This is a genomic window from Sphingomonas sp. LC-1, assembly GCF_025371035.1.
GTDB lineage: Bacteria > Pseudomonadota > Alphaproteobacteria > Sphingomonadales > Sphingomonadaceae > Sphingomonas > Sphingomonas sanguinis_E.
Map to the genome: position 1 here is coordinate 42,799 of NZ_JANZXB010000013.1, position 26,595 is coordinate 69,393.

At 67.1% G+C, this 26,595-nt stretch carries 27 protein-coding genes; 15 read left to right on the plus strand and 12 right to left on the minus strand.

Annotated elements, in window-relative coordinates; translation table 11 throughout:
- Positions 1–16 precede the first annotated feature (16 nt).
- The 6 genes from NZL82_RS16415 to NZL82_RS16440 form a co-directional block, all read right to left on the minus strand.
- Positions 17–883, minus strand: a complete 867-nt coding sequence (locus NZL82_RS16415) for a manganese catalase family protein (RefSeq protein WP_261270832.1) — start codon at positions 881–883, stop codon at positions 17–19.
- 70 nt (positions 884–953) lie between these two features.
- Entirely contained in the window at positions 954–1,475 is a 522-nt protein-coding gene (locus tag NZL82_RS16420; RefSeq protein WP_261270833.1) for a ferritin-like domain-containing protein, read from the minus strand.
- A gap of 26 nt (positions 1,476–1,501) precedes the next feature.
- A complete protein-coding gene (locus tag NZL82_RS16425) occupies positions 1,502–2,359 on the minus strand; it encodes an SDR family oxidoreductase (protein ID WP_261270834.1) in 858 nt (285 codons plus the stop codon).
- A gap of 75 nt (positions 2,360–2,434) precedes the next feature.
- Positions 2,435–3,259, minus strand: a complete 825-nt coding sequence (locus tag NZL82_RS16430; RefSeq protein ID WP_261270835.1) for a hydrolase 1, exosortase A system-associated — start codon at positions 3,257–3,259, stop codon at positions 2,435–2,437.
- On the minus strand, positions 3,247–3,942 hold the full coding sequence (locus tag NZL82_RS16435; RefSeq protein WP_261270836.1) for a hypothetical protein: 696 nt from the start codon (positions 3,940–3,942) through the stop codon (positions 3,247–3,249). The genes NZL82_RS16430 and NZL82_RS16435 overlap by 13 nt, the downstream gene beginning before the upstream one ends.
- Complete coding sequence (locus NZL82_RS16440) at positions 3,939–4,211, minus strand: acyl carrier protein (RefSeq protein WP_261270837.1); 273 nt, start codon at positions 4,209–4,211, stop codon at positions 3,939–3,941. The genes NZL82_RS16435 and NZL82_RS16440 overlap by 4 nt, the downstream gene beginning before the upstream one ends.
- A gap of 159 nt (positions 4,212–4,370) precedes the next feature.
- On the opposite strand from NZL82_RS16440, the gene NZL82_RS16445 reads away from it, so the two are divergent.
- From NZL82_RS16445 to NZL82_RS16500, 12 genes are all read left to right on the plus strand, one after another.
- Entirely contained in the window at positions 4,371–5,873 is a 1,503-nt protein-coding gene (locus tag NZL82_RS16445) for an AMP-binding protein (protein ID WP_261270838.1), read from the plus strand.
- Positions 5,870–7,096 (plus strand): pyridoxal-dependent decarboxylase, exosortase A system-associated, encoded by a 1,227-nt coding sequence (locus NZL82_RS16450; protein WP_261270839.1) that lies wholly within the window; start codon positions 5,870–5,872, stop codon positions 7,094–7,096. Before NZL82_RS16445 ends, NZL82_RS16450 begins: the two co-directional genes overlap by 4 nt.
- Positions 7,097–7,187: 91 nt before the next feature.
- A complete protein-coding gene (locus NZL82_RS16455) occupies positions 7,188–7,826 on the plus strand; it encodes an XrtA/PEP-CTERM system exopolysaccharide export protein (protein ID WP_261270840.1) in 639 nt (212 codons plus the stop codon).
- A gap of 12 nt (positions 7,827–7,838) precedes the next feature.
- Entirely contained in the window at positions 7,839–9,350 is a 1,512-nt protein-coding gene (locus tag NZL82_RS16460; RefSeq protein ID WP_261270841.1) for an XrtA system polysaccharide chain length determinant, read from the plus strand.
- An 8-nt stretch (positions 9,351–9,358) separates the two neighbouring features.
- Positions 9,359–10,447, plus strand: coding sequence for an AAA family ATPase (locus NZL82_RS16465; protein WP_261270842.1), 1,089 nt, complete (start codon positions 9,359–9,361; stop codon positions 10,445–10,447).
- Positions 10,447–12,171 carry a hypothetical protein gene (locus tag NZL82_RS16470; protein WP_261270843.1) on the plus strand — a complete coding sequence of 575 codons (1,725 nt, stop codon included), beginning with the start codon at positions 10,447–10,449 and terminating at the stop codon, positions 12,169–12,171. Before NZL82_RS16465 ends, NZL82_RS16470 begins: the two co-directional genes overlap by 1 nt.
- A 19-nt stretch (positions 12,172–12,190) precedes the next feature.
- A complete protein-coding gene (locus NZL82_RS16475) occupies positions 12,191–13,504 on the plus strand; it encodes an ExeA family protein (RefSeq protein WP_261270844.1) in 1,314 nt (437 codons plus the stop codon).
- On the plus strand, positions 13,494–14,366 hold the full coding sequence (locus NZL82_RS16480) for an XrtA system polysaccharide deacetylase (RefSeq protein ID WP_261270845.1): 873 nt from the start codon (positions 13,494–13,496) through the stop codon (positions 14,364–14,366). Before NZL82_RS16475 ends, NZL82_RS16480 begins: the two co-directional genes overlap by 11 nt.
- A complete protein-coding gene (locus tag NZL82_RS16485) occupies positions 14,363–15,400 on the plus strand; it encodes a FemAB family XrtA/PEP-CTERM system-associated protein (RefSeq protein ID WP_261270846.1) in 1,038 nt (345 codons plus the stop codon). Before NZL82_RS16480 ends, NZL82_RS16485 begins: the two co-directional genes overlap by 4 nt.
- A complete protein-coding gene (locus NZL82_RS16490; RefSeq protein WP_314732899.1) occupies positions 15,334–16,557 on the plus strand; it encodes a TIGR03087 family PEP-CTERM/XrtA system glycosyltransferase in 1,224 nt (407 codons plus the stop codon). Before NZL82_RS16485 ends, NZL82_RS16490 begins: the two co-directional genes overlap by 67 nt.
- Positions 16,554–18,059 (plus strand): exosortase A, encoded by a 1,506-nt coding sequence (gene xrtA / locus NZL82_RS16495; protein WP_261270847.1) that lies wholly within the window; start codon positions 16,554–16,556, stop codon positions 18,057–18,059. The genes NZL82_RS16490 and xrtA overlap by 4 nt, the downstream gene beginning before the upstream one ends.
- Positions 18,060–18,065: 6 nt before the next feature.
- Positions 18,066–19,952 carry an XrtA/PEP-CTERM system amidotransferase gene (locus NZL82_RS16500; RefSeq protein WP_261270848.1) on the plus strand — a complete coding sequence of 629 codons (1,887 nt, stop codon included), beginning with the start codon at positions 18,066–18,068 and terminating at the stop codon, positions 19,950–19,952.
- Positions 19,953–20,009: 57 nt separating this feature from the next.
- Here the strand turns inward: NZL82_RS16500 and NZL82_RS16505 are convergent, their stop codons facing one another.
- From NZL82_RS16505 to NZL82_RS16520, 4 genes are all read right to left on the minus strand, one after another.
- Positions 20,010–20,996 carry an alpha/beta hydrolase gene (locus NZL82_RS16505; protein ID WP_261270849.1) on the minus strand — a complete coding sequence of 329 codons (987 nt, stop codon included), beginning with the start codon at positions 20,994–20,996 and terminating at the stop codon, positions 20,010–20,012.
- A gap of 110 nt (positions 20,997–21,106) precedes the next feature.
- Positions 21,107–21,253 carry a hypothetical protein gene (locus tag NZL82_RS16510; protein ID WP_261270850.1) on the minus strand — a complete coding sequence of 49 codons (147 nt, stop codon included), beginning with the start codon at positions 21,251–21,253 and terminating at the stop codon, positions 21,107–21,109.
- Positions 21,253–22,302, minus strand: a complete 1,050-nt coding sequence (locus NZL82_RS16515) for a 1,9-bis(guanidino)-5-aza-nonane synthase (protein WP_007404219.1) — start codon at positions 22,300–22,302, stop codon at positions 21,253–21,255. The genes NZL82_RS16510 and NZL82_RS16515 overlap by 1 nt, the downstream gene beginning before the upstream one ends.
- 184 nt (positions 22,303–22,486) lie before the next feature.
- Positions 22,487–23,722, minus strand: coding sequence for a type III PLP-dependent enzyme (locus NZL82_RS16520; protein WP_261270851.1), 1,236 nt, complete (start codon positions 23,720–23,722; stop codon positions 22,487–22,489).
- Between the two features lie 195 nt (positions 23,723–23,917).
- Between NZL82_RS16520 and NZL82_RS16525 the strand changes: the two genes are divergently transcribed.
- The 3 genes from NZL82_RS16525 (at position 23,918) to mtgA (ending at position 25,894) form a co-directional block, all read left to right on the plus strand.
- Positions 23,918–24,826: a threonine/serine dehydratase gene (locus NZL82_RS16525; RefSeq protein ID WP_261270922.1), complete on the plus strand. Its 909-nt coding sequence runs from the start codon at positions 23,918–23,920 to the stop codon at positions 24,824–24,826.
- Positions 24,826–24,990: a hypothetical protein gene (locus NZL82_RS16530; RefSeq protein ID WP_261270852.1), complete on the plus strand. Its 165-nt coding sequence runs from the start codon at positions 24,826–24,828 to the stop codon at positions 24,988–24,990. Before NZL82_RS16525 ends, NZL82_RS16530 begins: the two co-directional genes overlap by 1 nt.
- Positions 24,991–25,219: 229 nt before the next feature.
- The gene (mtgA, locus tag NZL82_RS16535) at positions 25,220–25,894 is read left to right on the plus strand and encodes a monofunctional biosynthetic peptidoglycan transglycosylase (protein ID WP_261270853.1); all 675 of its coding nucleotides are present in this window, start codon (positions 25,220–25,222) and stop codon (positions 25,892–25,894) included.
- Positions 25,895–25,943: 49 nt separating this feature from the next.
- Here mtgA and NZL82_RS16540 read toward each other — a convergent pair whose 3' ends face one another.
- Both NZL82_RS16540 and NZL82_RS16545 read right to left on the minus strand, forming a co-directional pair.
- Positions 25,944–26,198 (minus strand): hypothetical protein, encoded by a 255-nt coding sequence (locus NZL82_RS16540; protein ID WP_261270854.1) that lies wholly within the window; start codon positions 26,196–26,198, stop codon positions 25,944–25,946.
- A gap of 73 nt (positions 26,199–26,271) precedes the next feature.
- A complete protein-coding gene (locus tag NZL82_RS16545; protein ID WP_261270855.1) occupies positions 26,272–26,595 on the minus strand; it encodes a YbaB/EbfC family nucleoid-associated protein in 324 nt (107 codons plus the stop codon).

Consider the following 26,595-nt stretch of genomic DNA (forward strand, 5'->3'; position numbering starts at 1 on the left):
AGAGTCGACCTGGAAATCAGACCTTTGGCTTCTCGCCGATCTGTTCGGCCTGGGCGCTGCTGTCCGGGCGGGCGGGGCCCAGGACCGGTTCCTCGCCCATCGGTTCGTTGCGGAATACGGTGAACTCGCCCCGACCATCGGTGCTCGGCCCCTTGGTCCAGCGCCCTTCGGGATAGGTGCCGTCTATCGAGGTGACGAAGAAGTCGTAATTGTGGGCCTGATCCTCCTTCGACTGCGGGAAGGAGTTGGGGATGGGAAGGGAGGACTCGGCACCCAGTTCCTCGATCACGGCCAGCCATTGCTCCTGATGCATGGTGTCGCGCGCGATCATGAAGTGCAGCATGTCCTTCATGCCCTGGTCGTGCGCGGCGTTGTAGAGGCGGGTCGCCAGCACGCGGCCGGTGCTCTCGGCGGCGACATTGCAATACATGTCGGCGGCGATGTTCCCGCTGGCATAGATATGGCTCATGTCGAACGGTACGCCGTCCGAGTCGGAGGGATGCGCGGCAAGCCCGGTCGACAGGATATGCTTGTGCAGCGTTCCTTCGATCGCATGACGGGCATTGCCGCCGCCCATCACCGCGCCGACGATCCCGTCCGCCGCACCCTCTTCCTGCAAGGAGGCGGGGGCCTTGTCGAGGTTGAGCGCGACCGCGGTCGCCAGCATCTCGATATGGCCGATCTCCTCCGTGGCGGTGTGGAGCAGCATGTCGCGATATTTCGGCGTCGGCGCGCGGTTGCCCCATGCCTGGAAGAAATACTGCATGCAGACGCGGATCTCGCCCTCCACGCCGCCGATCGCCTGTTGCAGCATGCGTGCGAACAGGGGGTCGGGTGCCTCGCACCGGACGGGATATTGCAGGCGTTTGTCGTGATAATACATGGTCGGCCTCGCTTCTGGGGGACAGGGGGCCGCTCCGACCGACGAGCCGGCCGGGCGGAGTCGACGGGATTTAATGGCTTGCGGTTTCGCCGGCGGCCCGGCGTTCGAGATAGCGGCGGGTCAGCGCGGCATTGTTCTCGTCCACCCAGGCCGCCATCGAGAGTTCCTCGTTCAGCGACTGGGTCAGTAGCGGCGAAGCACTGGCGAAGCCGCCGACGTCCGCAATGGTGATCAGCGACTTGTAACTGGCCGCCTCGAAATTCTCGAAGGCGAAGTTGGCGAAGCTGTTCTTCAGGATCTCGTCGGGCGCGAAGGTGTGGCCCAGCGCCGCCATGTTGCCCGAGAAGGACAGCGCGGCGTCCTTCAGCACCGACCGGCTCTCGTTGAACCCGTCGAGTATGTCCTCCAGCCGGACGATCTGCTGCTCGGTCTCGCCCCGGTGCGACCGAAGCCGGTCGGCGACGTCGGGATAGTTGGCCAGGTGGTCGAGTTGCCGGTCGATCAGCGCCAAGGCCTGATGCTCGACGGCATGGGCGTTCTTCAATCCGGCGACGAAGACCGCCGCGACCACGTCATGGGGTAGGGATGCCATGGATCATCGCTCCTTTCGCTTGAGGATCAGAGGAAGGGGGTGCCGCCGGTGACGGGAATGGTCGCGCCGCTGATGTAGCTGGCCTCGCCGCTCGCCAGCAGGACGTAAGGGGGCGCGAGTTCGGCGGGTTGCGCGGCGCGGCCCATCGGCGTTTGCTGGCCGAAGCTCTTCACCGACTCGGGCGGCATGGTGGAGGGGATCAGCGGGGTCCAGACCGGCCCCGGCGCCACCGCATTGACCCGGATGTTCCGCTCGGCCAGCATTTGCGCCAGTCCTGCGGTGAAATTGTGGATCGCGCCCTTGGTCGTCGCATAGGCGAGCAGTTGCTGGTTGGGCTTGTCGGCGTTGATCGAGGTCGTGTTGATGACCGACGACCCCTCGCCCATGTGCGGCAGCGCGGCCTTCACCAGATAGAACATCGCATGGATGTTGGTGGCGAAGGTGACTTCCCATTCCTCGTCGCTGATGTCCTCCACCGTCTGGAAGCTGGCCTGATGCGCGGCATTGTTGACAAGGATGTCGACCCGACCGAAGGTCTGGACCGCGCGCTCGACGATGGTGCGGCAATGGGCCGGATCGCTGACGTCGCCGGGGATCAGCAGCGCCTTGCGACCCGCCTGTTCGACCAGTCGCTGGGTCTCGGCGGCGTCCTCGTCTTCCGAGAGGTAGGAAATCACAACGTCCGCGCCTTCACGGGCGAAGGCGATGGCGACCGCGCGACCGATGCCGCTATCCGCGCCGGTGATGATCGCTTTCTTGTCGGTCAGCTTGCCATGGCCGACATAGCTGTGCTCGCCATGATCGGGGCGGGGGGTCATCGCCTCCGTCTCGCCGGGCATGTCCTGCTGCTGTTCGGGTTGTGGTGGGGTGGGGCGTTCGTTCATGGACCGTCTCTCCTTGCCCGGACCAATAAACGGGGCGCAGAGGCGTTCCGGTAAAAACTGTTATCTTAAAACGCGTTAGTCGATATTTTTCGGTTCCGATAGGTCGTCCCGTCCGTCGCTCGCTTCGTCCGAGTCGAACGCCGCAAGCCGACCCAGGATCGCCCGTTCCAACTGGTCAAGCGCATCGGCATAGCTGTGCGAGTCCGTCGCCAGCGTCTCGATGCGAAAGCCGTGCCCGCGGGCGGCGGCGCGGAAGGCGACCCCGGTCGCATCGCCACGCGCCACGATGATCGCCGCATCCTCACCCCAGGCATGGATGGCATGGAGTAGCGGCGCCGCAGCCTCGTTCAGCGGCGCGGGCGAGGCGGCGATCTTGGTCAGCCCCTGCCGCAGCTTGGTCAGGTCGACCGCGCCGCGCACCAGCCGCATCCATTCGGCGGGATTGGCCAGCTTGCGGGCATAATGGCGGCGGATCGCGGCGGCGGGGGGCAGGGTGTCGGGCTCGTCGGACAGCCAGGGATTGGACAGCAGCATCCCGCCCAGTCGCGCCTCCGCGCCGAACATCGCCAGCGCGGTGGCGGCATCGCAATTGCCGAACCCGATGACGCGCGCCACCCCTGTCGCGTGCACGAAAGCCTCGACGGCGGCGGCGATGTCGGGGCCGCTCGACTCCCAGCCGCCATTCGCACCCTCGCTGTCGCCCACGCCGCGCCGGTCGAAGCGGAACACCGGAAAGCCTCGTGCGGCGATCCGTGCCGCGAGTATCGCCTGCCCGCGATGCGCGCCCATGCGCGGCTCGTTTCCGCCGGACACGATCAGCAGGCCGGTGTCGCGCCTGCCTTCGTCCAGCGTCCCGACCAGCGTCGTATCGTCGCAGGGAAAGGAGATCAGCCTGCGCATGAAGCGATCCACTGCGCGATGTCCTGCGCCAGCGTGGCGGCGAGGTCGGGGTCTTCCTGCGGCTCGGCACGGCGCCAGGGGGGGACGGCGTCGATCGTCCGGTCGGCGGGTGCGCGGTCATGGCCCAGGCGCACCACCCGGCGCGGCACGCCCGGCTGGTCGTAAGGTTCGGCCCCCGCCAGCCCTGCCAGGAAATGCGGCGAGACGCGATTGCCCGCAATCCGCACCGGAGACTCCGCGCCGAACAGTCCATAGCGGTCGCTGTGCAATCCTGCCGCCGCGCGCAGGCGGATGACGTCGCGCAGCACCGCTTCGCCGGTCATCGGCGCCAGATGCCAGCGCCCCAGCAACAACGCGAAGCCATCGACCAGCGTGCCGCCCCGGATCGACACGCCGTAGCAGGGACGGTCGCCCAGCGCCTCCGCCGCCGCCTCATGCGCATTGCGCCACTGGATCAGGCTCGCCTGTTCGGTGTCGATCAGGCTTTCGCCCGTACCCGGCCAGTCGGGCAGCGCGCCGCCAATGCCATGATCCGCCAGCCGCCGCAGCATCGCCACCGCCAGGCTGCGCGTCCGGTTCGCCTCCTCCCAGAAGGGGAGCGCGACCAGCACGACCGGTCCTTGCGCGGGGCCGAAGCGCAACATCGCCTCGCGCCCGCCGGGCCAGTCATAATAGTCGATCAAGCGCGCGCCTTGGTGTCGGCGAAGGCGACGAGTTGCCCGAACGTCTCCAGCATTTCGCCATCGACTTCGTCATCCTCGATCAGGATGCCCAGCCGGTCCTCCAACTCCGTCAGCACGCCCGCGACCGCCATCGAATCCAGTTCGGGCAGCGCGCCGAACAGCGGCGTGTCGGCCCGGAAGCTCTCTACGCGCTCCTGCGACAGCCCCAGCACATCGGCCAGCACGCCGCGCACCGTCGCCTCGACATTCCCACCCGTCTGGAGTTCCAAACCCTGTCACCTTGCTATCTGTATCGTGCGGACCTGCGTTAAAGCGGCGGGGGGCTTTCGGCAACCGGCCGTGGCGTGGGCAGGGCGGCCCTGATCGCGCGAAAGCTTAGCCTGCACCCGCCGCTCGACTTTGTCCCCCACCGCCCTGTAGATGGCCCGATGATCCTCGATCCGACCGCCTATCCGATCGACCATGTCCTGCGTGGAGCGCCCGATGCCCCGGCGCTGATCGAGCGGGACGGCGGCCTGAGCTTTGTCGAAGCCGAGCAGGCGGTCGCGCGGCTGGCGGGGTGGCTGGCTATGCAGGGTTTCGAGCCCGGCGCGCGGGTGGCGACCTGGCTGCCCAAGACGCGGGTCGCCGCGCTGATGCCGCTTGCCGCGCCGCGCGCCGGGCTGGTGCATGTGCCGGTCAATCCGCTGCTCAAGCGCGCGCAGGTCGCGCATATCCTGGCGGACAGCGGCGCGGCGATGCTGCTGACCCATGGTCCCCGCGCCGCCACGCTGGAGCCTGGCGACGTGGGTGAGGGTGTGCGGCTGTTCACCGAGGCGGGGGAGGGCGATGCGCTGCCCCGGTCCGCCGCCGATTCCGATGCGCTGGCGGCAATCCTCTATACCTCCGGTTCGACGGGGCGGCCCAAGGGTGTGATGCTGAGCCATGCCAATTTGTGGTTCGGGGCGATCGCGGTGGCCGATTATCTGCGGCTGACGCCGGACGACAGGGTGCTGGCCGTCCTGCCGTTCAGCTTCGACTATGGGCAGAACCAGCTTTTCTCGACCTTGGTGGCGGGCGGTGCGGTCGCGCCGCTCGACTATCTGACCCCGCGCGACGTGGTGAAAGCGGTGGCGCGGGTCGGTGCGACGACGCTGGCGGGGGTGCCGCCGCTCTGGACGCAGTTGCTGGCGGCCACTTGGCCCGAGGAGGCGGTGGCGCCGATCCGGCGTCTGACCAATTCCGGCGGCGCGCTGACCCCGCGGCTGGTCCGGGGGCTGCGGGATCGCTTTCCGGCGGCCGATCTCTATGCGATGTACGGGCTGACCGAGGCGTTCCGCTCGACCTATCTCGACCCCGCGCTGATCGACGCGCATCCCGATTCCATCGGCCGGGCGATCCCCTTTGCCGAGATCATGGTGTTGCGCCCGGACGGTAGCCCCGCCGAGCCCGGCGAGCCGGGGGAACTGGTCCATGCCGGGCCGCTGGTCGCGCAAGGCTATTGGCGCGATACGGAGCGGACGGCGCAGCGTTTCCGCCCTGCACCGGGCTGGCCCTGCGCGGTCTGGTCGGGAGATACGGTGGTCGAGGGGGCGGACGGCCTGCTCCGCTTCGTCGGGCGCGATGACGAGATGATCAAGGTGTCGGGCAACCGGATCAGCCCGCAAGAGGTCGAGGAGGCGGTGCTCGCGGGCGGCGAAGCCCGGGAGGCGGTGGCGATCGGCATTCCCGACGAAGCGCAGGGACAGGCGATCGTCGTGGTGCTGGCGGGCGATCCCGCGGTGGAACCGGCCTTGCGGGCGCGGCTGAAGCGGGACCTGCCCAGTTTCATGCAGCCCGCAGCCTATGACTGGCGGGAAGACCTGCCGCGCAACGCCAATGGCAAGCTGGACCGCGCTTCGCTCCGCCGCGCATTGGTCGAGGCTGGGTGCGACAAGGATATGACGCGATGAAGCCGATGGGCCCGATCCCCCCCGAATTCGCCGGACAGCGAGGGGTGCTGACCATCGCCGGACGAAGCGCCGAGGATTGGATGCAGGGGCGGGACGGTCCGCTGTTCGTCTATGACCTCGCCATTGTCGCCCGCCGGGTCGCCCGGTTCCGCGCGGCTTTTCCGTCGATCGATCTTCATTATGCGATCAAGGCCAATCCTCATCCGCCCCTGCTTTCGGCCATGGCGGACCTGGTGGACGGGTTCGACGTCGCCTCTGCTGGGGAACTTGCCAAGGTGGCGGGGCTGGGCAAGCCGATCAGCTTTGCCGGGCCGGGCAAGCGCGACGCCGAACTGGCCGCCGCGATCGAAGGCGGCATCACGCTCAATCTGGAATCGGAGGGCGAGGCAAGCCGCGCGCTTGCCATTGCCGAACGGTTGGGCACCCGTCCGCGCCTCGCCGTCCGGGTAAACCCGGATGTCGAGTTGCGCGGATCGGGGATGAAGATGGGCGGACGGCCATCGCCCTTCGGCATCGATGCGCAGCGGGTGCCCGCGCTGGTCCGGCAAATCGTCGCGGCGGGGGCGGACTGGCGCGGCTTTCATATCTATGCGGGCAGCCAGGCGCTCGACCCCCAGGCTATCATCGATACGCAGGCCGCGACGATCGCGCTGGCCGCCCGGCTGGCGGAAGCGGCGGGGCAGGCGCCGCCGCTGGTCAATCTGGGCGGTGGATTCGGCGTGCCTTACTTCGCGGGCGACACCGCGCTCGACATCGCGCGGGTGGGCGAGGCGCTGGAGCAGGCGTTGAGCGCCCGCCCCGCCATCCTGGCCGACAGCCGCTTCGCCATCGAACTCGGCCGCTGGCTGGTGGCGGAGGCAGGGGTCTATCTGGCGCGCGTGATCGACCGCAAGGAGAGCGGGGGCGAGACGTTCCTGATCCTCGACGGCGGGCTCAACCATCAACTCGCCGCCAGCGGCAATTTCGGCACGGTGGTGCGGCGCAACTATCCGCTGGCGCTGGCCCATGCGTTGGGCGACGACCCGGTGGAGACGGTATCGGTGGTCGGCCCGCTCTGCACCCCGCTCGACCGGCTGGGCGATCGGGTGGCATTGCCTTCGGGACGGGTGGGTGACATCGTCGCGATCTTCCTGGCGGGGGCCTATGGAGCCTCGGCCAGCCCTGCCGCGTTTCTGGGACATCCCCCCGCCGGGGAAGAGATGGGCCCGCGCACAAAGGCATAACCCTATGTTCACCTATTGGTGGGCATAGCCGATCCTGCGCAATTTGCCTTTCGTCTCCAATCGGGGCGGGAGGTTCAGGAGACTTGTTCGCATGGCATCGTTCGCCCGCCCCCTTCTGCTCGCAGGCATGGCCGCCTCGACGCTGACCGCCTGTTCCACGGGCGGGACCAGGTCCGAGCTGCCCTCGGCCGGCTATGTCGCGCGCAAGGAGCAGCCGGGCGAGGAATATGTGATCGGCCCGCTCGACACGCTCAACATCTTCGTCTGGCGCAATCCCGACCTGTCGACCAAGGTGCAGGTGCGCCCCGATGGCCGCATCACCACGCCACTGGTCAACGACATGCCCGCCGTCGGCAAGACGCCCGCGATGTTGCAGGACGATCTGAAAAAGGCGTTGTCCGAATATGTCTCCAATCCGATCGTATCGGTGATCGTCGAGAATTTCTCCGGCACCTATAGCCAGCAGGTGCGGATCGTCGGCGCGACCGAGCGGCCCGCCTCCATCCCCTATCGCGCGAACATGACGCTGCTCGATGCGATGATCGCGGTGGGCGGGCTGAACCAGTTCGCGGCGGGCAACAAGGCCAAGCTGGTGCGCACCAATCGCGAGACCGGCAAGCAACAGGAATATGCGCTGCAGATCAACGATCTGCTGAGAAAGGGCGACTCCAGCGCCAATGTCCGGCTGGAACCGGGCGACGTCATCATCATCCCCGAATCGATGTTCTGAGGCCGATCGCCGGTGTCGACCATTCAGGACGAAATCCGCATCGCGCTCCATGCCATATGGATTCGCCGCTGGCTGGCGCTGGCGGTGGCCTGGATCGTGTGCATCCTGGGGTGGCTGTTCGTCGCGCAGATTCCCAGCAAATATGAATCGCGCGCGCGCATCGCGGTCCAGAATTCGCAGATCCTGCCCGATGGAATGACCAACGGCCAGCCGAACGACATGGGTTCGGTCGATCGGGTGCGCCAGACGCTGATCTCCGCGATCAACCTGCAAAAGGTGGTGCGTGGCACCGACCTCGCCAGCACCGTGTCGAGCGATGCCGATGTCGCCGCCCGCGTCTCGTCGCTGGCGCAGGCGATCAAGATCGAGAACCAGCAGGACACCATCTTCCAGCTGACCGTCACGCAAGGCAGCCCCAAGCTGGCGCAGCAGGTGGCGCAGAAGCTGATCGACATCTTCGTCGAATCCAACTTGGTCGGCGATCGCAACAACACGAACCAGAGCCTCGCTTTCCTCGACAAGCAACTGGCCGATCGCCAGAAACAGCTTCAGATCGCCGAGGCGCGGCGTGCCCAGTACCAGAACCAGTTTCTGGGCGGCCTGCCCGGTACGGGGTCGGTCGCGGACCGGATCGGGCTGGCCCGGTCGCAAATGGCGCAGGTGGACAGCGATCTCGCCGCCGCCCAGTCCAGCTTCGCGGCGGTACAGGGACAACTCGCGGGGACGCCGCGCAGCGTCAGCGACGGGGGCGGCGTCGCGGTCAGTCCCGCCCGAGCGCGGCTGGCGACCATCCAGGGGCAACTCGCCGACGCACGGGCGCGGGGCTATACCGAAAACCATCCCGATGTCGTCGCGCTGAAGAACCAGCTGGTGGCGGCGCAGGCGGCGGTCCGCGCCGAACCGGCGGGCGCGGCGGCAGGCGGGCAGCCCAATCCGCTTTACATGTCGCTCCAGTCGATGGCGGCCGAGAAGCAGGCGCAGCTCGCCAGCCTGAAGATCCGCAAGTCGCAACTGCAGAACGATCTCGACCGGCTGAACGCCAGCCTGTCGAGCGATCCCGAAGCGGCCGCGCAGCAGGGGGCGAACGACCGCGACTATCAGGTGCTGAAGGACAGTTACGACCAGCTGCTCCGCCAGCGCGAACAGGTTGCCCTGCGGGGACAGGCGCAGAACCAGACCGACGCGATGCGCTTCTCGTTGATCGACCCGCCAACCTATCCGCGCGCGCCGACCTCCCCCAATCGCATCCTGCTGCTCAGCATGGTCTTCGCCGCCGGGCTCGGCCTGGGCATCGGTTCGGCCTTCGCGCTGTCTAAGCTGCGCCAGACCTTCACCACCCCCCAATCGCTACAGCGGACCATGGGGATGCCGGTGATCGGTGCGATCGGAGAGGTGGTGACGCGGTCGCAGGCAACGGCACGGGCGCAGCGGCTGAAACTGTTCCTAGGCGGGACGGCGGCGCTGGGTGGCGCCTATGTCATGGTGTTGGCGATCGAGCTATTACAACGGGGAATGGCCGCGTGAACGGAAGCGTGAAAAACCCCAAGCCCCGCCGCGAACCCTCGCTGCTCGAACGAGCGGCGAATGTGTACGACTTCCGGACCTATTTCCGCGACCCCGGTTCCGAGGCGCCTGCGCCCCAGGGCGTCGAGGATGCGCCCGCGGCAGAGGCCGTGCCGGTGCCCCAACCGGCCCCCGAACCCGCGCCACCCGTTTGGACGCCGCCTGCGGTCATCGCGCCCGACGAACCCGAGCCGGCGCCGCCCGCCATGGCCCCGGGCGAAGCCCCCGCCTCGCTCAGCGGTATTCCCGCCGAGTTCCTGGCCCAGCCGGGGGATGAGGAATTTCTGGCGAGCGAATATAATCCCGGCTTTTCCGACATTGCGATGGTCGACCGCGCGATGCTGGCGGAAAATGGGATGATCGTGCCCGGCGCGCCGATCGGCCCGCTGGCCGAGGAGTTCCGGCTGGTCAAACGTCAGCTCATTACCACCAGCCAGCGGCTGGTCGAAGGCGGCGACGACGACAAGGCGCGCGTCATCCTGATCTGTTCGGCCCGGCCGCAGGACGGCAAGACCTTCTGTTCGGTCAATCTCGCGCTGTCGCTGGCGGCCGAGCGCGATACCGAGGTGCTGCTGGTCGATGCCGATGTCGCGAAGCCCGATGTGCTCGCCCGGCTGGGGCTGGTGGAGGGGCAGGGGCTGCTCGATGCGCTCGACGACAGCAGCATCGATGTCGAGTCGCTGGTGATCCGTACCGATGTTCCGCATCTTTCGGTCCTGCCGTGCGGGACGCGCAAGGCCAGCGATACCGAATTGCTCGCTTCGGCGCGGACGCGCGCCGTGGTGCAGCGGTTGCTGTCCGCCAACCCGCGCCGCCTGGTGATTTTCGACTCGCCGCCCGCGCTGGTGGCATCGCCCGCCTCGGTGCTGGCGATGCTGGCGGGGCAGGTGATGATGGTCGTTCGCGCCGACCGAACCCCGGAAAGCGAAGTCTCTGCGGCGGTCGCGCTGCTCGACGCTTGTGAGAATATCCAGCTCGTTCTGAACAGTGTGGCCTTTGTGCCGGGCAGCCGCCGGTTCGGCTTCTACGGGACATATGGGAAGGACGGCGCCCTGTGATGCGCGGCCGCTTCATCCTGACATGCGCCTTGTGCGGGGTGGCGGCATGGCCGACCGCGCTTGCGGCGCAGGCACAGGATGGAGCGGCGGCCTCCGTCGGAGCGGCCCGTACCGACCCGGCACCGGGCAACGGGGTACAGGGCAACGGGGCACCGGGCACCACATCCAACGATGCGACCCGTCCGGCGCGTTCGCGGGCCCGGCTGACCCCCTATGTCGAGGTGGGGCAGCTTTTCAGCGCCGACCTCAATGGCGGCGACGCCGTGACCTATACGACGCTGGCGGCGGGGGTGAACGCCGCCGTCCAGACCATGCGGGCCGAGGGGCAGGTCAGCTATCGCTACGAACGGCGGATCGGGTGGAGCGACCGCGCCGGGGATGGGGACATCCATAGCGGGCTGGCGCGCGGCAGTTATCGCCTGACGCGCGAGCTCAGCATCGACGGCGGCGCGCTGGCGACCCGGACGCGCGCCGATATTCGCGGGGCGGCGCCGGGCGTGCTGGTCGGTGACATCGGCAATATCTCGCAAGTCTATTCCGCCTATATCGGGCCCTCGCTGGCGACGCAGGCGGGACCGGTGCAGATCGGCGCCAATTACCGGCTGGGTTTTACGCGGGCCGATACGCCGGGCCTCGGTGGGTTGGCACCGGGGCAGCCGCGCCTCGACTATTTCAGCGACAGCCTGAACCAGCTTGCGACCTTCAGCGCGACGGCACGGCCGGGGACTGTCGCGCCGGTAGGCCTGTCGTTCAACGCCGCCTATGACCGCGACGATGCGGGGCAACTGGCGCAGCGTTACGAGGGGTGGTTCGTCCGTGGCGACGTGCTCAAGCCGATCTCCCCCTATGTCGCCTTGACTGCCGGAGCCGGTTATGAGCGAATCCAGACCAGCCAGCGCGATGCCGAGCGGGACGCCGCCGGTCAGCCGCTGCTCGATGCCCGGGGCCGGTTCGTCACCGATCCGGACAGCCCGCGCCGCATCGCCTATCGCACCCAGGGTGTCTATTATGATGCGGGCGTGATCTGGCGTCCCAATCGTCGCACCTCGGTGGAGGGGCATGTCGGCGAGCGTTACGGATCGCTTAGCGTCACCGGGCTTGCGCGCTATCAGGCGTCGCGAGACGTCATGGTCCAGGCGTCGGTCTACGACGGTATCCAGACCTTTGGCCGCCAGTTGCGCAACGGCCTGTCCAACCTGCCAACCAACTTCATCGAAACGCGCGACGCCTTTGGGCAGCAGTTCAACGGCTGCGTCTTCTCCGCCACCGGAACGACGCCGGGAGGATGCCTGAACGATGTGCTGCAATCGGTGCAGACCTCGGTCTATCGCGCGCGCGGCGTGGATGCGACCGTGTCGCTGTCGCGGGGGCGGTCCACCCTGGGCTTCGGCCTCGGCTATGCCAGCCGGCGGTTGTTCGCACCCGATGCTTCGCCCGGCATCATCGTCTATGGCGCGGAGGACGAAAGCTACTATGCCCAGATTTTCTTCGGCCATGCGCTGAGCCCGAATTCGGGGCTTAACGTGAATGGCTTCGTTAACTATTATGCCAGTAGGTTGGCGGGGGCCGAGGACGTGGTATCGCTGGGTACGACCGCCAGCTATTTCCGCAACTTCGGTCGGCTCGGAACAACCGCGTCGGTTGGATTGTACCATTTCACGGTCGGGGACCTGACCAACGCCCTGTCGGCGCAGGCCCTGATCGCCGCACGGTATCAATTCTGACCGGCCGAAAGGCACGATGATGTACGAGACCCATTTCGGGCTGGGCGAACGCCCGTTTCAACTGACGCCGGACCCGCGTTTCTGGTACGAAACCGCCACCCATGGCAAGGCGATGGCCTATCTCGGCTATGGTCTGGCGCAGGGTGAGGGCTTCATCGTCATCACCGGCGATGTCGGTGCGGGCAAGACGACGCTGGTGGGGCATCTGATCGAAACGCTCGATCCCCGCCGCCTGAAGGTGCTGCATGTCGTGTCGACGGCGGTCGAGCCGCACGACCTGCTGCGCGTCCTGGCCGAGCAGTTGAACGTCGACGCGCAGGGCCTGTCCAAGGCGGCGCTGCTGTCGGGTATCGAACGCGCGTTGAACGGCGTGGCGCGTGACGGTCGCCGCATCCTGCTGATCGTCGACGAAGCACAGGCACTGCCGCTCGCCTCGCTCGAAGAATTGCGCATGCTGTCCAATTTCCAGGCGGGGGGCCATGCGCTGCTCCAGATCCTGCTGGTCGGACAGCCCGAATTTCGCGAACGCCTGTTGGGCTCGGCCGCGGTTGAGCAGCTTCGCCAGCGGGTCATCGCCATCCATCATCTCGACCCGATGGAGGCGGAGGAAGTCCCCGACTATATCGCGCATCGCCTGGCGGTGGCGGGATGGACCGGCCGCCCCGATTTCGCCGCCGACGCCTTTGACGCGCTCTATGCGGTGTCGAATGGGGTGCCGCGTCGCCTGAACGTGCTGGCGGGGCGCGTGCTGTTGCAGGCGGCGATCGAGGGAATCGAATTGATCGGCCAGGATACGGTCGAGAGCGTTGCCGCCGACATGGCCGCCGATCTGGGCGGAAGGCCTATGGCGGCTCCGGTCGAAGAGCCGCCCGTCCCGCCGACGCCTCCGGTTGTCGATCGCCCGGTCTTTGCCGGTCCGACCATGCAGTCCTTCAAGCTGAACGGCGCGAACGTCCATGTCGGCACCGGCGCGGGTGTGCATACCGCCGCGCCGGTTCGTCCCGCCGATCCGATCGTCCGCACCCCGGCCATGCCGCAAGGCGAACTGCCCCGCCACCGCGTCGTCGCGCCGCCACCTGCGCCCGAACCCGTTTCGCTCCGCCCCGGGCCGAAGCCCGAACCGGCTGCCGAGCCGCCCGCCGAGAGCCCGGCACTGTCCGCGATGGAGGACCGGGTGGCGCAACTGGAAGCCCGGCTGGAGCAGCAGGAGGCGGCGCTTCGCCGTGTCCTGACCCTGTTGGTCGACTGGTCGGAAATCGACAATCGCGCCGGCGAAGCGCGACGCGAAGACGTCTCCACCATTCGGCCGGGGGCGTGGGGCCATGCCGCCTGAGGGCGTTTCGCCGACGACACGGCCGATCAACGGCATGTCGGTCGATGTCGAGGAATGGTTTCAGGTCGGCGCGTTCGAGAAGACCATCGACAAGAGCGACTGGGATCGTCTCGACAGCCGGGTAGAGGCCAATACCGATGCCGTGCTGTCGCTGTTTGCCGACACGGGGACGCGCGCGACCTTCTTCACGCTGGGTTGGGTCGCGCATCGTCACCCCTCGCTGATCCGCCGCATCGTCGCGGCGGGGCATGAGATGGCCAGCCATGGCTGGGACCATCAACGCGTCTTCACCATGACCGCCGATCAGTTCCGCGCCGACCTCGCCCGCGCCAAGGCCGCGATCGAGGATGCGGGCGGGCAGGCCGTCACCGGATACCGCGCACCGAGCTTTTCGATCGACAAGCGGACCCCCTGGGCGCATCCGGTGCTGGCGGAGGCGGGTTACCGCTATTCCTCCAGCGTCGCGCCGCTTCGTCACGATCATTATGGCTGGGCCGAATCGCCGCGCTATGCATGGCGGCCATTGGACGATTCCGATCTGGTCGAATTGCCGGTGACGGTCGCGCAGTTCGGCAGGCGGCGGCTGGCGACCGGGGGCGGATTCTTCCGGATGCTGCCCGCCAGGCTGACCGATGTCGCGGTGGGACAGGTTCAGCGCGATGCGCATGGCGCGATCTTCTACTTCCACCCCTGGGAGGTCGATCCGGGCCAGCCGCGCGTAACCCATGCGCCGCTGCGCTCGCGCATTCGCCATTACAGCCGGTTGGGGGCAATGGCGGGCAAGCTGCGCGGGCTGTTGACGCGGTATGACTGGGGCCGGGTCGATCAGGTCGCGGCCGAGGAAGCGGCGCGGCTGGCATGACCGCGCCGATGCCGACGATCCGCGTCGCCGATCTGGCGCGCGAGGCGGACTGTGCGCGGATCGATACTTTCGTGGCGGCACAGCCGGACGGTACGCCCTTCCACCGCACCGGCTGGTCGAAGGCGGGGGCCGAGGGTTGCGGGCAGAAGGCCCATTATCTGGTGGCCGAGGACGAGACCGGCGCGATCATCGGCGTTCTGCCGCTCAGCGAGATACGATCGCCCTTGTTCGGGGCGGCGATGGTCTCGACCGGCTTCGGGGTCGATGGCGGCGTGCTGGGGCAGGGCGGTGATGCCTTGGCGGAGGTGGCCTGGACGCTTGCGGACGAGCGCCACATCGGCTCGGTCGAGTTGCGCGGCGGGCCGGTGCCCCAGGGGTGGACGGCGGATGCCGAAAGCTATCTGGGTTTCGTCCGTCCCCTTGCGATGGATGACGAGGCCGAATTGAAGGCCATTCCCCGCAAGCAACGCGCCGAGGTCCGCAAGGCGCTGTCGCAGGACTGGGAGATCGTCGTGGGGCGCGACCCGGCGATGCTGGCCGAGCATTACCGTATCTATGCCGAGTCGGTCCGCAATCTGGGGACGCCCGTCTTTCCCGCACGCCTGTTCCGCGAGGCGGTGGCGCGGCTGGATGCCGATATTCTGACCGTAAGGCATGGCGGCGACGCGGTAGCGAGCGTGCTGAGCCTTTATCATGGCGGCACGGTCTATCCCTATTGGGGCGGAGGAACGCAGGCGGCGCGGGGGCTCCGCGCCAATGACATGATGTATTTCGCGCTGATGCGGCATGCCCGCGCGCGCGGTTGCCGTCATTTCGACTTCGGCCGGTCGAAAGTCGGCACCGGCGCGGCGGCGTTCAAGAAAAATTGGGGCTTTGAGGGGCGGCCCTTGGTCTATGCCAGCCGCAGCGTCGATGGCCCGCGCGCGATCAATCCGCTCAATCCCAAATATGCGCTGATGATCGCGGTGTGGAAACGCCTGCCCGTCTGGGCGGCGCGGCTGGCGGGCCCGGTGATCGCGCGGGGATTGGGGTGAAGGACCTGCTGTTCCTGGCGCACCGCGCGCCTTTCCCGCCCGACCGGGGCGACAAGATCCGCAGCTATCATGTGCTGCGCCACCTGATGCGGGACTGGCGTGTCCATCTCAGCGCGTTCGGCGAGAGCGAGGGGGATTTCGAGCCGCCACCCGCTTTGCGCGACGGGCTGGCCAGTTGCCATATCATTCCACGGACCAAGCCGATGCCGGTCGCGGCCCTTCAGGCACTGGGCCGGGCGCAGCCGGTCTCGCTGCCCGCCTTCGCGCATCCCCGGATGAGGCGCGCGGTGGCAGGGGTGCGCGCCGATCACGCGATCGCGGCATGCTATATCTTCTCCGGCCAGATGGCGCAGTATCGCGGGCCCGAGCCGACCATCATGGACATGGTCGATGTCGACTCGGCCAAATTCGCCGCGCTGGCGCGCCAAACGCGATGGCCGATGCGGGCGATGCTGGCGCGCGAGGCGCGGCGGCTGGGGGATTTCGAGCGCCGCATTGCCAGCGAGGTCGCAGCGACGGTGTTCGTCAGCGAAGCCGAGGCCGCGCTGTTTCGCGACAGCGGAGGCCGGGGGCGGATCGTCGCGATCGAAAACGGCATTGATGCCGATCATTACGATCCCGAAGTCGCCGCAACAAGCGAATCGGAAGAACCGCTGATCGTCTTCACCGGGCAGATGGATTATCGCCCCAATATCGACGCGGTCACGCGCTTCGCCACGCGCATCCTGCCGATGGTTCGGACCTGCTGTCCGTCCGCACGCTTCGCGATCGTCGGACGCGCGCCGACCCCGGCGGTGCGGCGTTTGGCGGGAGACGGGGTGATTGTCACCGGCGAGGTCCCCGATACCCGCATCTGGCTGGCGCGGGCGCGGGTCTGTGTCGCGCCGCTCGATCTGGCGCGCGGCATCCAGAACAAGCTGTTGGAGGCGATGGCGATGGCGCGTCCCGTGGTCGCCTCGATTGCGGCGGCGGAGGGGATCGACCATGGCGGCACGATCGCCGTGGCGGAGGGGGACCGCGACTTCGCCGACCGGGTGATCGCCGCACTGGCTGGCCCCGCCGACAATCCCGCCGCGCGCGGGCGGGTGCTGGCGCGCTATGACTGGGCGGCTCGGCTCGCTCCGCTGGACCTGTTGCTGAAGGACCTGCCGGCGTGACGCTGGCGCAACGGATGAAGCCAGGACGCTGGACCTATCATCTGGCTTTGCTTGGCGTGACCGCGCTGATCGTGCTGCTCCTGTTCTGGCGCGACGCGGCGCATCTGGTCGACATCTGGTGGACCAGCACGACCTATGGCCATTGCCTGTTCATCGGGCCGGTCATCGGCTGGCTGATCTGGCAGCGTCGCAGCGAGCTGGCGCAACTGACCCCGGTCGCATGGTGGCCCGGCCTGATCGCGGTGGCGGGCGGCGGATTGCTCTGGCTGCTAGGCGAATCCGCGACGGTCGCGCTGGTCCGGCAATTGGGGCTTGTCGCGGTAATCGAGGGGCTGGTCCTCACCCTGCTCGGCCCCATGGTCGCGCGCGGCCTCCTGTTCCCGCTCGCCTATGCGTGGTTCCTGGTGCCCTTCGGCGCGGAACTGGAAAGGCCGCTTCAGCGGATCACCGTGTCGATCGTCATGCCGCTGCTCGACTGGAGCGGCATTCCCGCCTCGGCCGACGGGGTGCTGATCCATGCCGGACGCTATTGGTTCGAGGTGGCGGAGGCCTGTTCGGGTTCGAAATTCGTCCTCGCCATGATCGCCTTCGCGACGCTGGTCGCCAATCTGTGTTTCAAGTCGCCGTGGCGGCGCGGCGTCTTCCTGATCGTGTCGCTGATCGTACCGGTGCTCGCCAATGGCGTGCGCGCCTGGGGAACGATCTTCGCCGCCGACAAGACCTCGATCGAGGTGGCGGGAGGCGTCGATCATATCATCTTCGGCTGGGTGTTCTTCGCGGCCGTCATGGCGGCGGTGCTGGCGATCGGGTGGCAGTTCTTCGATCGCTCACCCGACGATCCCGCCTTCGACCCACGCCGCCTGTCCGCCATGCCGGGGCATCGCATCGATCCGCTGCTGGCCGCGATCCTGGCGGTGACGATCACCGCCCTCTATCCGACCTGGAGCGGCTTTGCCGGATCGCGCACCGCGATCCTGCCCGGCCGAATGACGCTGCCCGATGTGCCGGGCTGGACCACCACGACGCAGGTTAGCGCGTGGCAGCCCTATTATCCCGGCGCGGACGCGGTCCTGCTGCGCAGCTATAGCGATGGGGACGGGCATCAGGTCGATCTGGCCGTCGCCGTCTTTTCCCGCCAGCGCGAAGGGGGCAAGCTGGGTGCGTTCGGGACCGGCGTGCTGCACGAGGATGATCGCTGGATCCGGGTCGCCGATCTGGGCCGGATCGCCGGGGGCGACACGATGCGGATCATCTCCACCGGCGCGAACGGCCGGTCGGTGCAGCGCGACGTTGCGACATGGTATCGGATCGGCGATAGGCTGACCCCGGATATGCGACGCGTGAAGATCGAGACGATGAAGGCCCGGCTGCTCGGCCAACGCCAGACCGCCATGGCCATCCATGTGGCGAGCGAGGGCGATGATCCCGCCGCAATCCAGGCCTTTGTCCACGCGCTGGGCCCGGTCGAGGACTTCGCCGACCGTTTGACCGGGCGGCACTGACCGCGCATGTGCGGGATCGCCGGCCTTTTTCATCCCGCAACGGCCAAGCCGGTCGACCCCGCCCGCCTGCGCGCGATGATCGGGGTGCAGGCGCATCGCGGGCCGGACGGTCAGGGGATATGGACCGCGCCGGGCGTCGGCTTTGCCCATGCGCGGCTATCGATCATCGACGTGGCCGGTTCGCCTCAGCCGATGGTGGAGGACGAGGTCGCCGTCTGCTTCAACGGTGAAATCTATAATTACCGGGCGTTGCGTGAGGAATTGCGCGCGCGCGGTGCGGTGTTCCGGACCGATGGCGATACCGAAGTGCTGTTGCATGGCTGGCGGCATTGGGGCCCGTCCATGCTTCACCGGCTGGTGGGCATGTTCGCCTTCGCCATCCACGATGCCAGGGCGGGGTCATTGTTCCTGGCGCGTGACCGGCTGGGGGTGAAGCCGCTGCACTGGGCGGAACTGACCGACGGCGCGGTCGCCTTCGCGTCGGAGATGAAAGGGGTGCTGGCGCATCCGCTGTTCCGCCGCCGCCCCGACATTCGCGCGGTCGAAGATTATCTGGCGCTGGGATATGTGCCGGACGACGCCAGCATGGTTGCCGGAATCCACAAGCTGGCCGCCGGACATTTCCTGCTGATCGAGCGGGGGCGGGGCGTCCCCACGCCCCGGCAATGGTGGGAGGTCGATTTTTCCAAGCGGGAGGACGGATCGGTCGCGCAACTGGGCGACGGGCTGCTCCAGCGGATGCGGGAGGGCGTCACCAGCCGGATGGTCGCCGATGTGCCACTGGGCGCGTTCCTGTCGGGGGGCGTGGACAGCTCGGGCGTCGTCGCGTTGATGGCGGAGGCTTCACCACGCGCCGTGCGCACCTGCACCATCGGTTTCGAGGAAGCCGGGCATGACGAGCGTGGCTATGCCCAGATCATCGCCCGGCGTTTTGCCACCGATCATGTCGAGCGCGTCGTCCGCGCGGACGATTTCGCGCTGATCGATACGCTGGTCGCGCATTTCGACGAGCCCTTTGCCGATGCCTCGGCACTGGCGACCTATCGCTTGTGCCAGCTGGCGCGCGAACATGTCACGGTCGTGCTGTCAGGCGACGGCGCGGACGAGGCGCTGGCGGGCTATCGCCGGCATGTCTTCCATGCGGGGGAGGAACGGGTGCGGGGCCTGTTCCCGGCGGAGTTGCGCGCCGGGCTGTTCGGCACATTGGGGCGGCTCTATCCCAAGGCCGATTGGGCGCCGCGTCCGCTTCGTGCGAAGACGACCTTGCTGGCGCTCGGCATGGACGGGGCGGAGGCCTATGCCCGCGCCGTCGGCGTCACCAGTCCCGAATGGCGCGCCCGTCTGTTCTCGGCGGAGGCAAAGGGGGCGCTGGGCGGACACCGGGCCGAGGATCGCTATGTCGCGGCGATGCGGCAGGCGCCAGCGCGCGACGCGATCGACCGGGCGCAATATGCCGATCTGAAGATATGGCTGCCCGGCGATATCCTGACCAAGACCGATCGCACCTCGATGGCGGTGGGGTTGGAGGCGCGCGAACCGCTGCTCGACCACCGGCTGGTCGAATATGCCGCGCGCCTGCCCGCCGCGATGCGGGTGAGGGGCGGACAAGGCAAATGGCTGATGAAGAAGGCGCTGGAGCCCTATCTGCCGCGCGACATTCTTTATCGCCCCAAAACGGGGTTCGTGACGCCGATCAGCGCTTGGTTCCGCGGCGCGCTGGCCGACGATGCCGCCGGTCTGGAGCATAGCGGGCTGCTGCGGGAGACGGGGTGGTTCGAGTTGGCAGAGCTGGGGCGAATGGCCGCCGACCACCGATCGGGCCGGGCCGATCATGGCCGGACGCTGTGGCAGATGATGATGCTGGAGCGCAGCCTGACGCGGTTGTTCGCCTGACCCGCCCCCAGGCTCGGTCTGGGGACGGTTTTCCTACATCGGAAAGCAGGCAATGGATCACCCCCGCAACGTCTGGCTGATCCAGCGATTGAACAGATCGGGCCAGAGCCGCTCGGGCGACCCTTCGGGCGCGCTCAGGGCACCGAAGCCGTGACCGCCTCGTTCGAAGAAATGCGCCTCGACCGGCACTTTCGCGGCGCGAGCCTGGGTCAGCACATCGATCGACTGGTCTATCGGCACCAGCCCGTCATCGACGGCATGGACCAGGAACAGCGGCGGTGTGTTTGCGCCGATCCGACGCGGCGTATCATAACGCGCCTTGGTCGCAGGATCGGGGGCGGGGCCAAGCAGATTGTCGCGCGACCCGGCATGGGTGGTCGGCGTCGACAGGCTCGCGACCGGATAGACCAGGCCGGAGAAACGCGGGCGTGCCGATTGACGATCGGCCGCATCGAGTGCCGTATAGACCTTGTCGTCATACCCCACCGTCAGCGATGCGGCGAGATGTCCGCCCGCCGAAAAGGCGACGATACCCAGATTGGCTGCATCGATGCCATAGCGCCCGGCCTGGGTGCGGATCAGCCGCATCGCGCGCTGCGCATCCTGGAGCGGCACGTCCGCCTGACGATCCCACCCCTCCGACGGCAGGCGATAGGAAAGGGCGAAGACGGTGATGCCATGCGGGTTCAGCGTTCGGGCGACATCGATCCCCTCATTCTGGATCGACACGAAGCCATAACCGCCCCCCGGAATGGTCAGCACGGCGCGGCCATCGGGGCGTTCGGGGCGAAAGACCGCGACGATCGGATCGGCGGTGCCCCGCAACCACAAATTCTGCTGCCCGGCAGGACCGTTCATCGATGGGTTCGGGGTGGGCAGCTTGGCCCGCGCGCCCGGCGGGCGTCCGGGCCAAAGGGAAAAATGCTCGGCGGGTGGCCAGGGCGTCATCGTGCCTGCCGTCATGGAGGAACCGGCTTGCGCGGCGCCATTCGTGGCCAGCGGCGCGGCGGCCATCGCCCCGATCAGGGTGCGTCGATCGATCACTCTCTTCCCCTCCGTGTCGCGCATGGGAGCGCTATTGTGCGGAGGGTGCCGGGCTGTTCTGCGTCAGGCAAGTGAAAAGGGGCGGAACCTCTGCGGTTCCGCCCCTCATTTCAATGCCCGTACTTCTTGATCCCGCGGCGGCGGAGCTTTTCGCGCTTGCGTCGCCGGGAATAGGGGACAGCGAAAGCCAGCCCGGCGATCAGAACGACGCCGATGATGATGTAAGCCAGCTGTTCGCGTTCAAGAAATTCCAGCATTAGTCGAAAATCGCTCCCCAACGACGCTTTACGCGCTCCCGCCAGTGGCCGCGATGATAGGCGTCCGAAGCCAGCAGCGGCATGACCGAGCCCGCTTCCGCAAACACCATCTGCTCGAGCGCGGTATCGACCTTGCCCCAGCTCGCCGCTTCCTTCAGCGTCGAGGACGAGCAGGCGCCGTCCCGAACATCGGCCACCGTGATCTGCACCGCGTATTTGTGCATCTCGACGTCGTCATGGCCCAGGATTTCGGCACAGACAACCGTGTCCTGGATGAAATTCTTCGGCACGCCACCGCCGATCATCAAAAGACCAGTCGTGCCCGCCTTGATCTTGATGTCGGTCAGTTCGCGGAAGTCGGCAATAGCGTCGAGCACCATGTACGGCTTGCCTTCCTTGGCACGCTCGACCTGGTGCTTCACCAGACCGAAGCCGGCCGACGAGTCGACGAATGCCGGGCAGAAGATCGGCACGTCATGCTCATAGGCGAGCTTGACGAGGCTGTTTTCCTTCTTGCCATGCTCGGCCAGATACTTGCCCATCTCGCGGATGAAGGCGCGGCTCGAATAGGGCTTGGGCTCCAGCGAGTCGGCTATCTTGCCGATCGTGTGGTCGCAGTCCTGCAGCTGCTCTTCGTCGATATAGGTGTCGTAGATGCGGTCGATGTAGAGCGAACGCAGCGTGTTGTCGTCCGGCACTTCCAGCGCCTGGTAATGCTTGTGGCCCAGGCCCTCGAAGAAATCCATGTCGACGATCGACGCGCCGGTCGCGACGACGCCGTCGATCATGTTCGAGCGCAGCAGCTCGGCATAGAGATCCATGCAGCCGCCGGCCGAGGTCGAACCCGCGATGACGAGGAAGATCGAGCAGTCCTTGTCGGCCAGCATCTGGTTGTAGATGCCGGTCGCGCGCGCCAGGTCGCGGCTGGTGAAGCTCATCTTGCCCATCGAATCGATGATCGGGCGGGCGTCGAACTTGGTGATGTCGATATGCTCGACCACGCTGGAGAGCAGCTCGGCCTTGCGGTTGTCGTTGATCGTGTCGGTCATGATGGTTCCATCATCATCGAGAAGCCGCCGTCGTTATTGGGGACGCGGTAACCCGGCTGGCCCGGCTCTGCGCGAATGGCAGGACCGGTATGGGAAGGGGCCTTATCGTGGGCGAACCCGCAATGCCACCCCATTCCCCTCCCGCCGGAGCGGGAGGGTTGTAGAGTTTGCTAGTCGGGCTGGGTTACAGCTTGACGACGTTGGCAGGCAGCGCCTGCTCGGCCTCGTCGCGATAGACCGACAGCATCGGCTCATCGTCGGTGACGACGAACTCGTGGCAGGTGAAGCCGTTGAATTGCGTCCGCATCGCCTGGCCATAGGCACCGAGCATGCCGATCTCGAAATAATCGCCGGTGTTCGTATCCGCGGGCAGCGGGAACGGACCCTGCATATAGTCGAGATCGTCGCAGGTCGGGCCCCAGAAGCTGAAGTCCATGTCTCGCGCGTCCGAATCCGGTTCGCGCAGCAACTGGACGGGGTACTTCCACCCGATATGCGCCGCGTCGAACAGCGCGCCATAGGCGCCGTCGTTGATGTACAGCTCATTGCCTCGGCGACGCTCGACGCGCACCACGACGGACGAATATTCGGCGCACAGCGCGCGGCCCGGCTCGGCCCAGAGTTCGGCCGAATAGGACACCGGCAGGCTCTCGAACGCGCGGTGGATCGTCTCGAAGAAACGCTCCAGCGGCGGCGGGGTCATGCCCGGATAGGCCGAGGGGAAGCCGCCGCCGACATCGATCACGTCGACCGTGACCGCCGCCGCGACGATCGCCGCACGCACGCGCTCCATCGCCGCCGAATAGGCGTCGGGGGTCATGGTCTGGCTGCCGACATGGAAGCAGATGCCCAGCGCATCGGCGACCTGGCGGGTCGCGATCAGCAGGTCCTTCGACTCTTCCAGGCTGACGCCGAACTTCGATCCCAGGCTGAGCTTCGCATATTCGGACGACACGCGCATGCGGACGCACAGGGTCAGGTCGGTCGCGCCGTTCGTGGCGCGGACGATCTTGTCCAGCTCTTCCAGGCTGTCGAGCGAATAGGTGCGGACGCCGTGCGTGAAATAGGCCTCGGCAATCGCCTCTTCCGACTTCACCGGATGCATGAAGCAGCAGACGGCCTGGGGAACGACCGACTTCACCATCCGCACTTCCGCGATCGAGGCGGTGTCGAAATGGGTGATGCCATTGTCCCACAGGATCTGGATCAGATCCGGCGACGGATTCGCCTTTACCGCATACATCGACCGGCCCGGAAACTTCTCGACGAAGAATCGGGCGGCGCGCGCAGCGGCGTGTGGGCGAAGCAGCGTGACCGGATCAGCCGGGCGACGCTTGGCGATGTCGATGCCGCGCTCCAGGTTGGAGGGAACGGCGGTCGAACGGGCAGCTAGCCCCAGCGCGCGATGATTCTGGTGCAACTCAAGGGACCTCCAATTGCCTGACGGCATACGGTGACAAAAAGCTGCCTTGCGGTTGGAAGTCCCATGGGGCAGCGGAGGCGCGAAATAGGGTTCGCTTTTTCGAATGTAAAGCGGTTGAAAGGCCGTCGGAGATAAAAAGTGACAATCTTAAGACAGCCGACAAAAGCCGGGGTCCGCGACGCCGCCGAAAAGATCGCGCGAGTGCTGCCGCCAAGTCCCATTTTTCCATTTTTAATCAATGGGAAAACGATAGTTTTCAAGGCCGAGTGCCTGCAGCCGATCGGCGCCTTCAAATTGCGAGGCGCATGGCACCGATTAACCGCGTTGGACGAGGCCGCGCGGGCGCGTGGCGTAATCGCCTTTTCGTCGGGCAATCATGCACAGGGAATCGCCTGGGCCGCCCGGCGACTGGGAATCGCGGCGACCATCGTGATGCCGGCTGATGCGCCGCCATCGAAGCGAGAGGGTACGCTCGCGCTGGGGGCGGAGATCGTCGATTATGACCGCGCGACCGAAAGCCGCGAGCTGATTGCGCGCCGACTCGCCGAAGCACGGGGCGCGACGCTGGTGCCGAGCTTCGACGACCCCTGGGTGATCGAGGGGCAGGGTTCAGCCGGGATCGAAGCGGCGGCGCAGATGGCCGCATTGGGCATGGCCGCGCCGACGCACGTCGTATCGCCCTGTGGTGGCGGCGGTCTCGCAGCGGGCGTGGCCCTGGCGCTGCCCGATGCGAGGGTGACGGTGGTCGAGCCCGAGGGCTGGGACGATATGCGCCGGTCGTTGGAGGCGGGGTGGATCGAGCCGGTGGGCGACAGCCCTCCGCCGACCGCGTGCGACTCGCTCCAGACCACACGAGTCTCGCCGCTGACCTTCGAGGTGCTGGCCCGGCGTGGAGCCGAGGGCGTCGCGGTCAGCGAGGCCGAGGTCGCCGCGGCCCAGCGCTTCGCGGCGGAACGGTTGCGGCTGGTGGTCGAGCCGGGCGGGGCGGTCGCGCTCGCCGCGCTTCTCTCGGGCAAGGTGGCGGCGGAGGATGGGATGCTTGTCCTGCTGTCTGGCGGCAATGTCGACCGCGCCGCCTATGCCCGGGTGCTGGCGGGCTGATGGAGGGTATCGCGCAGGCTGCGCCCGGTATCGCGATGCTGGCCGCCTTTGCCTGTGTCGCGGGCGGGGTGGTGGCGATCCGGCGCGGGGATCGTCGCAAGGGCGTGTTGATGCTGGTGATGGCGGTCGTGCTGGTCGGCAATGTGCTGATCTGGACGATGTAGCGTCGTCCATTTCCCACCCGTTCCCCGGCGAAGGCCGGGGCCCCGTTGCTATGGAGTTCGGGGCGGTGGCTGAATGGGCGTGGGAGGTATTTCTGAGCGGGGTGCTTCTGCCTCCTAAGCACCGTCTTGCGCACCTTCGATCGTGAAGTAACAGCGCCCGGTCTTCGCCGGGGAAACAGGGCGCGGTGGCAAGTGACCTGCGTCGCAAACCCCGCTAAAGCCCGGTCCCATGTTCCGCATCGCTCGCTGGGCCCTGAAGGCCGTGCTCGCCTTTGTGATCCTCAGTATCGTCTGGGTCGGCGTCTATCGCTTCGTGCCGCCGCCCTACACCGTCACCATGCTGGGCGACGCGGTCGGCGGACATGAGGTGACCAAGGACTGGATGCCGCTGTCCGAGATGGACCCCGACATGGCGCGCGCGGCGATCGCGGGCGAGGATGCGCGCTTCTGTTCGCATAACGGCTTCGACTTCAAGGCGATGGCAAGTGCTGCCTATCGCAATGCCAAGGGCGGGCGGATACGCGGCGGCTCGACGATCAGCCAGCAGACGGCGAAGAACGCCTTTCTGTTCCAGGGCGGCGGCTATGTCCGCAAGGCGTTCGAGGCCTGGTTCACCTTCCTGATCGAAACGCTGTGGGGCAAGCGGCGGATCATGGAGGTCTATCTCAACATCGCCGAGACCGGGATCGGGACGTACGGGGCCAATGCCGGGGCGATGCGCTATTTCGGCCATGACGCCTCGCATTTGTCGCCCACCGAGGCGGCGCGGATCGCGGCCGTTCTTCCGCTACCGAAGAAGCGCGCAGCGGTGGCGCCGACGGGCTTCGTGCGGCGGCACGGCAATGTCATCGCGCGTTATGTGGGGGTGGTACGACGGCAGGATCTGGATGCCTGTATTCGGTAAGATGGGAGGGCTCCGCCGCATGCGACGAAGCCCCGTTTAGGGTCCCAGATTACTTGCCGTCGCCGGAAATCGCGTCGCCCGCTTTCTTGGCGGTGTCGCCCACGCTCTTGGCGGCGGAGGTCACGGCGGCGTCGCGACGGTTTTCCGCGCCACCCCGGCTGAACAGGTAGAAGCCGCCGACCAGCACCGCGATCAAGAGGACGATGGCGATCGCCATGCCGCCACCGCCGCCACTGCGGCGCTCGATCACCGTGGTATGGGGCTGCTGATTGCCATAGGTTTCGGTAACACGTTCGTCGGCCATGACATTCCCTCCTTTATGGGTGGGGAAGCAACGCCATGACCGCCATACCGTTCCCGAAACGACTGGAACCAGATCAGAAGGGCAGCTTGAAGCCCGGCGGCAGCGGCAGGCCGTTGGTCATCTTCGACATTTCCGCGCCCGACGCGCTGTCCGCCTTGGTCCGCGCATCGTTGATCGCGGCGGCCAGCAGGTCCTCCAGCATCCCCTTCTCCGAGGGCTGCATCAGCGAGTCGTCGATGGTGATGCCGATGATCCGGCCCTTGGCCGACGCCTTCACCTTGACCAGACCGCCGCCAGAGACGCCTTCGACCTCGATCGTGTCGAGATTGGCCTGCGCCTTTTCCAGCTCGTTCTGGACGTTCTGGGCCATCGCCAGGATTTCGTCGAGATTCTTCAC

Coding starts and splice junctions, on each gene's coding strand:
- NZL82_RS16415 (WP_261270832.1), bottom strand. CDS start 883: ATGTATTATCACGACAAACGCCTGCAATATCCCGTCCGGTGCGAGGCA.
- NZL82_RS16420 (WP_261270833.1), bottom strand. CDS start 1,475: ATGGCATCCCTACCCCATGACGTGGTCGCGGCGGTCTTCGTCGCCGGA.
- NZL82_RS16425 (WP_261270834.1), bottom strand. CDS start 2,359: ATGAACGAACGCCCCACCCCACCACAACCCGAACAGCAGCAGGACATG.
- NZL82_RS16430 (WP_261270835.1), bottom strand. CDS start 3,259: ATGCGCAGGCTGATCTCCTTTCCCTGCGACGATACGACGCTGGTCGGG.
- NZL82_RS16445 (WP_261270838.1), top strand. CDS start 4,371: ATGATCCTCGATCCGACCGCCTATCCGATCGACCATGTCCTGCGTGGA.
- NZL82_RS16450 (WP_261270839.1), top strand. CDS start 5,870: ATGAAGCCGATGGGCCCGATCCCCCCCGAATTCGCCGGACAGCGAGGG.
- NZL82_RS16455 (WP_261270840.1), top strand. CDS start 7,188: ATGGCATCGTTCGCCCGCCCCCTTCTGCTCGCAGGCATGGCCGCCTCG.
- NZL82_RS16470 (WP_261270843.1), top strand. CDS start 10,447: ATGCGCGGCCGCTTCATCCTGACATGCGCCTTGTGCGGGGTGGCGGCA.
- NZL82_RS16475 (WP_261270844.1), top strand. CDS start 12,191: ATGTACGAGACCCATTTCGGGCTGGGCGAACGCCCGTTTCAACTGACG.
- NZL82_RS16480 (WP_261270845.1), top strand. CDS start 13,494: ATGCCGCCTGAGGGCGTTTCGCCGACGACACGGCCGATCAACGGCATG.
- NZL82_RS16485 (WP_261270846.1), top strand. CDS start 14,363: ATGACCGCGCCGATGCCGACGATCCGCGTCGCCGATCTGGCGCGCGAG.
- NZL82_RS16500 (WP_261270848.1), top strand. CDS start 18,066: ATGTGCGGGATCGCCGGCCTTTTTCATCCCGCAACGGCCAAGCCGGTC.
- NZL82_RS16510 (WP_261270850.1), bottom strand. CDS start 21,253: ATGCTGGAATTTCTTGAACGCGAACAGCTGGCTTACATCATCATCGGC.
- NZL82_RS16515 (WP_007404219.1), bottom strand. CDS start 22,302: ATGACCGACACGATCAACGACAACCGCAAGGCCGAGCTGCTCTCCAGC.
- NZL82_RS16530 (WP_261270852.1), top strand. CDS start 24,826: ATGGAGGGTATCGCGCAGGCTGCGCCCGGTATCGCGATGCTGGCCGCC.
- mtgA (WP_261270853.1), top strand. CDS start 25,220: ATGTTCCGCATCGCTCGCTGGGCCCTGAAGGCCGTGCTCGCCTTTGTG.
- NZL82_RS16540 (WP_261270854.1), bottom strand. CDS start 26,198: ATGGCCGACGAACGTGTTACCGAAACCTATGGCAATCAGCAGCCCCAT.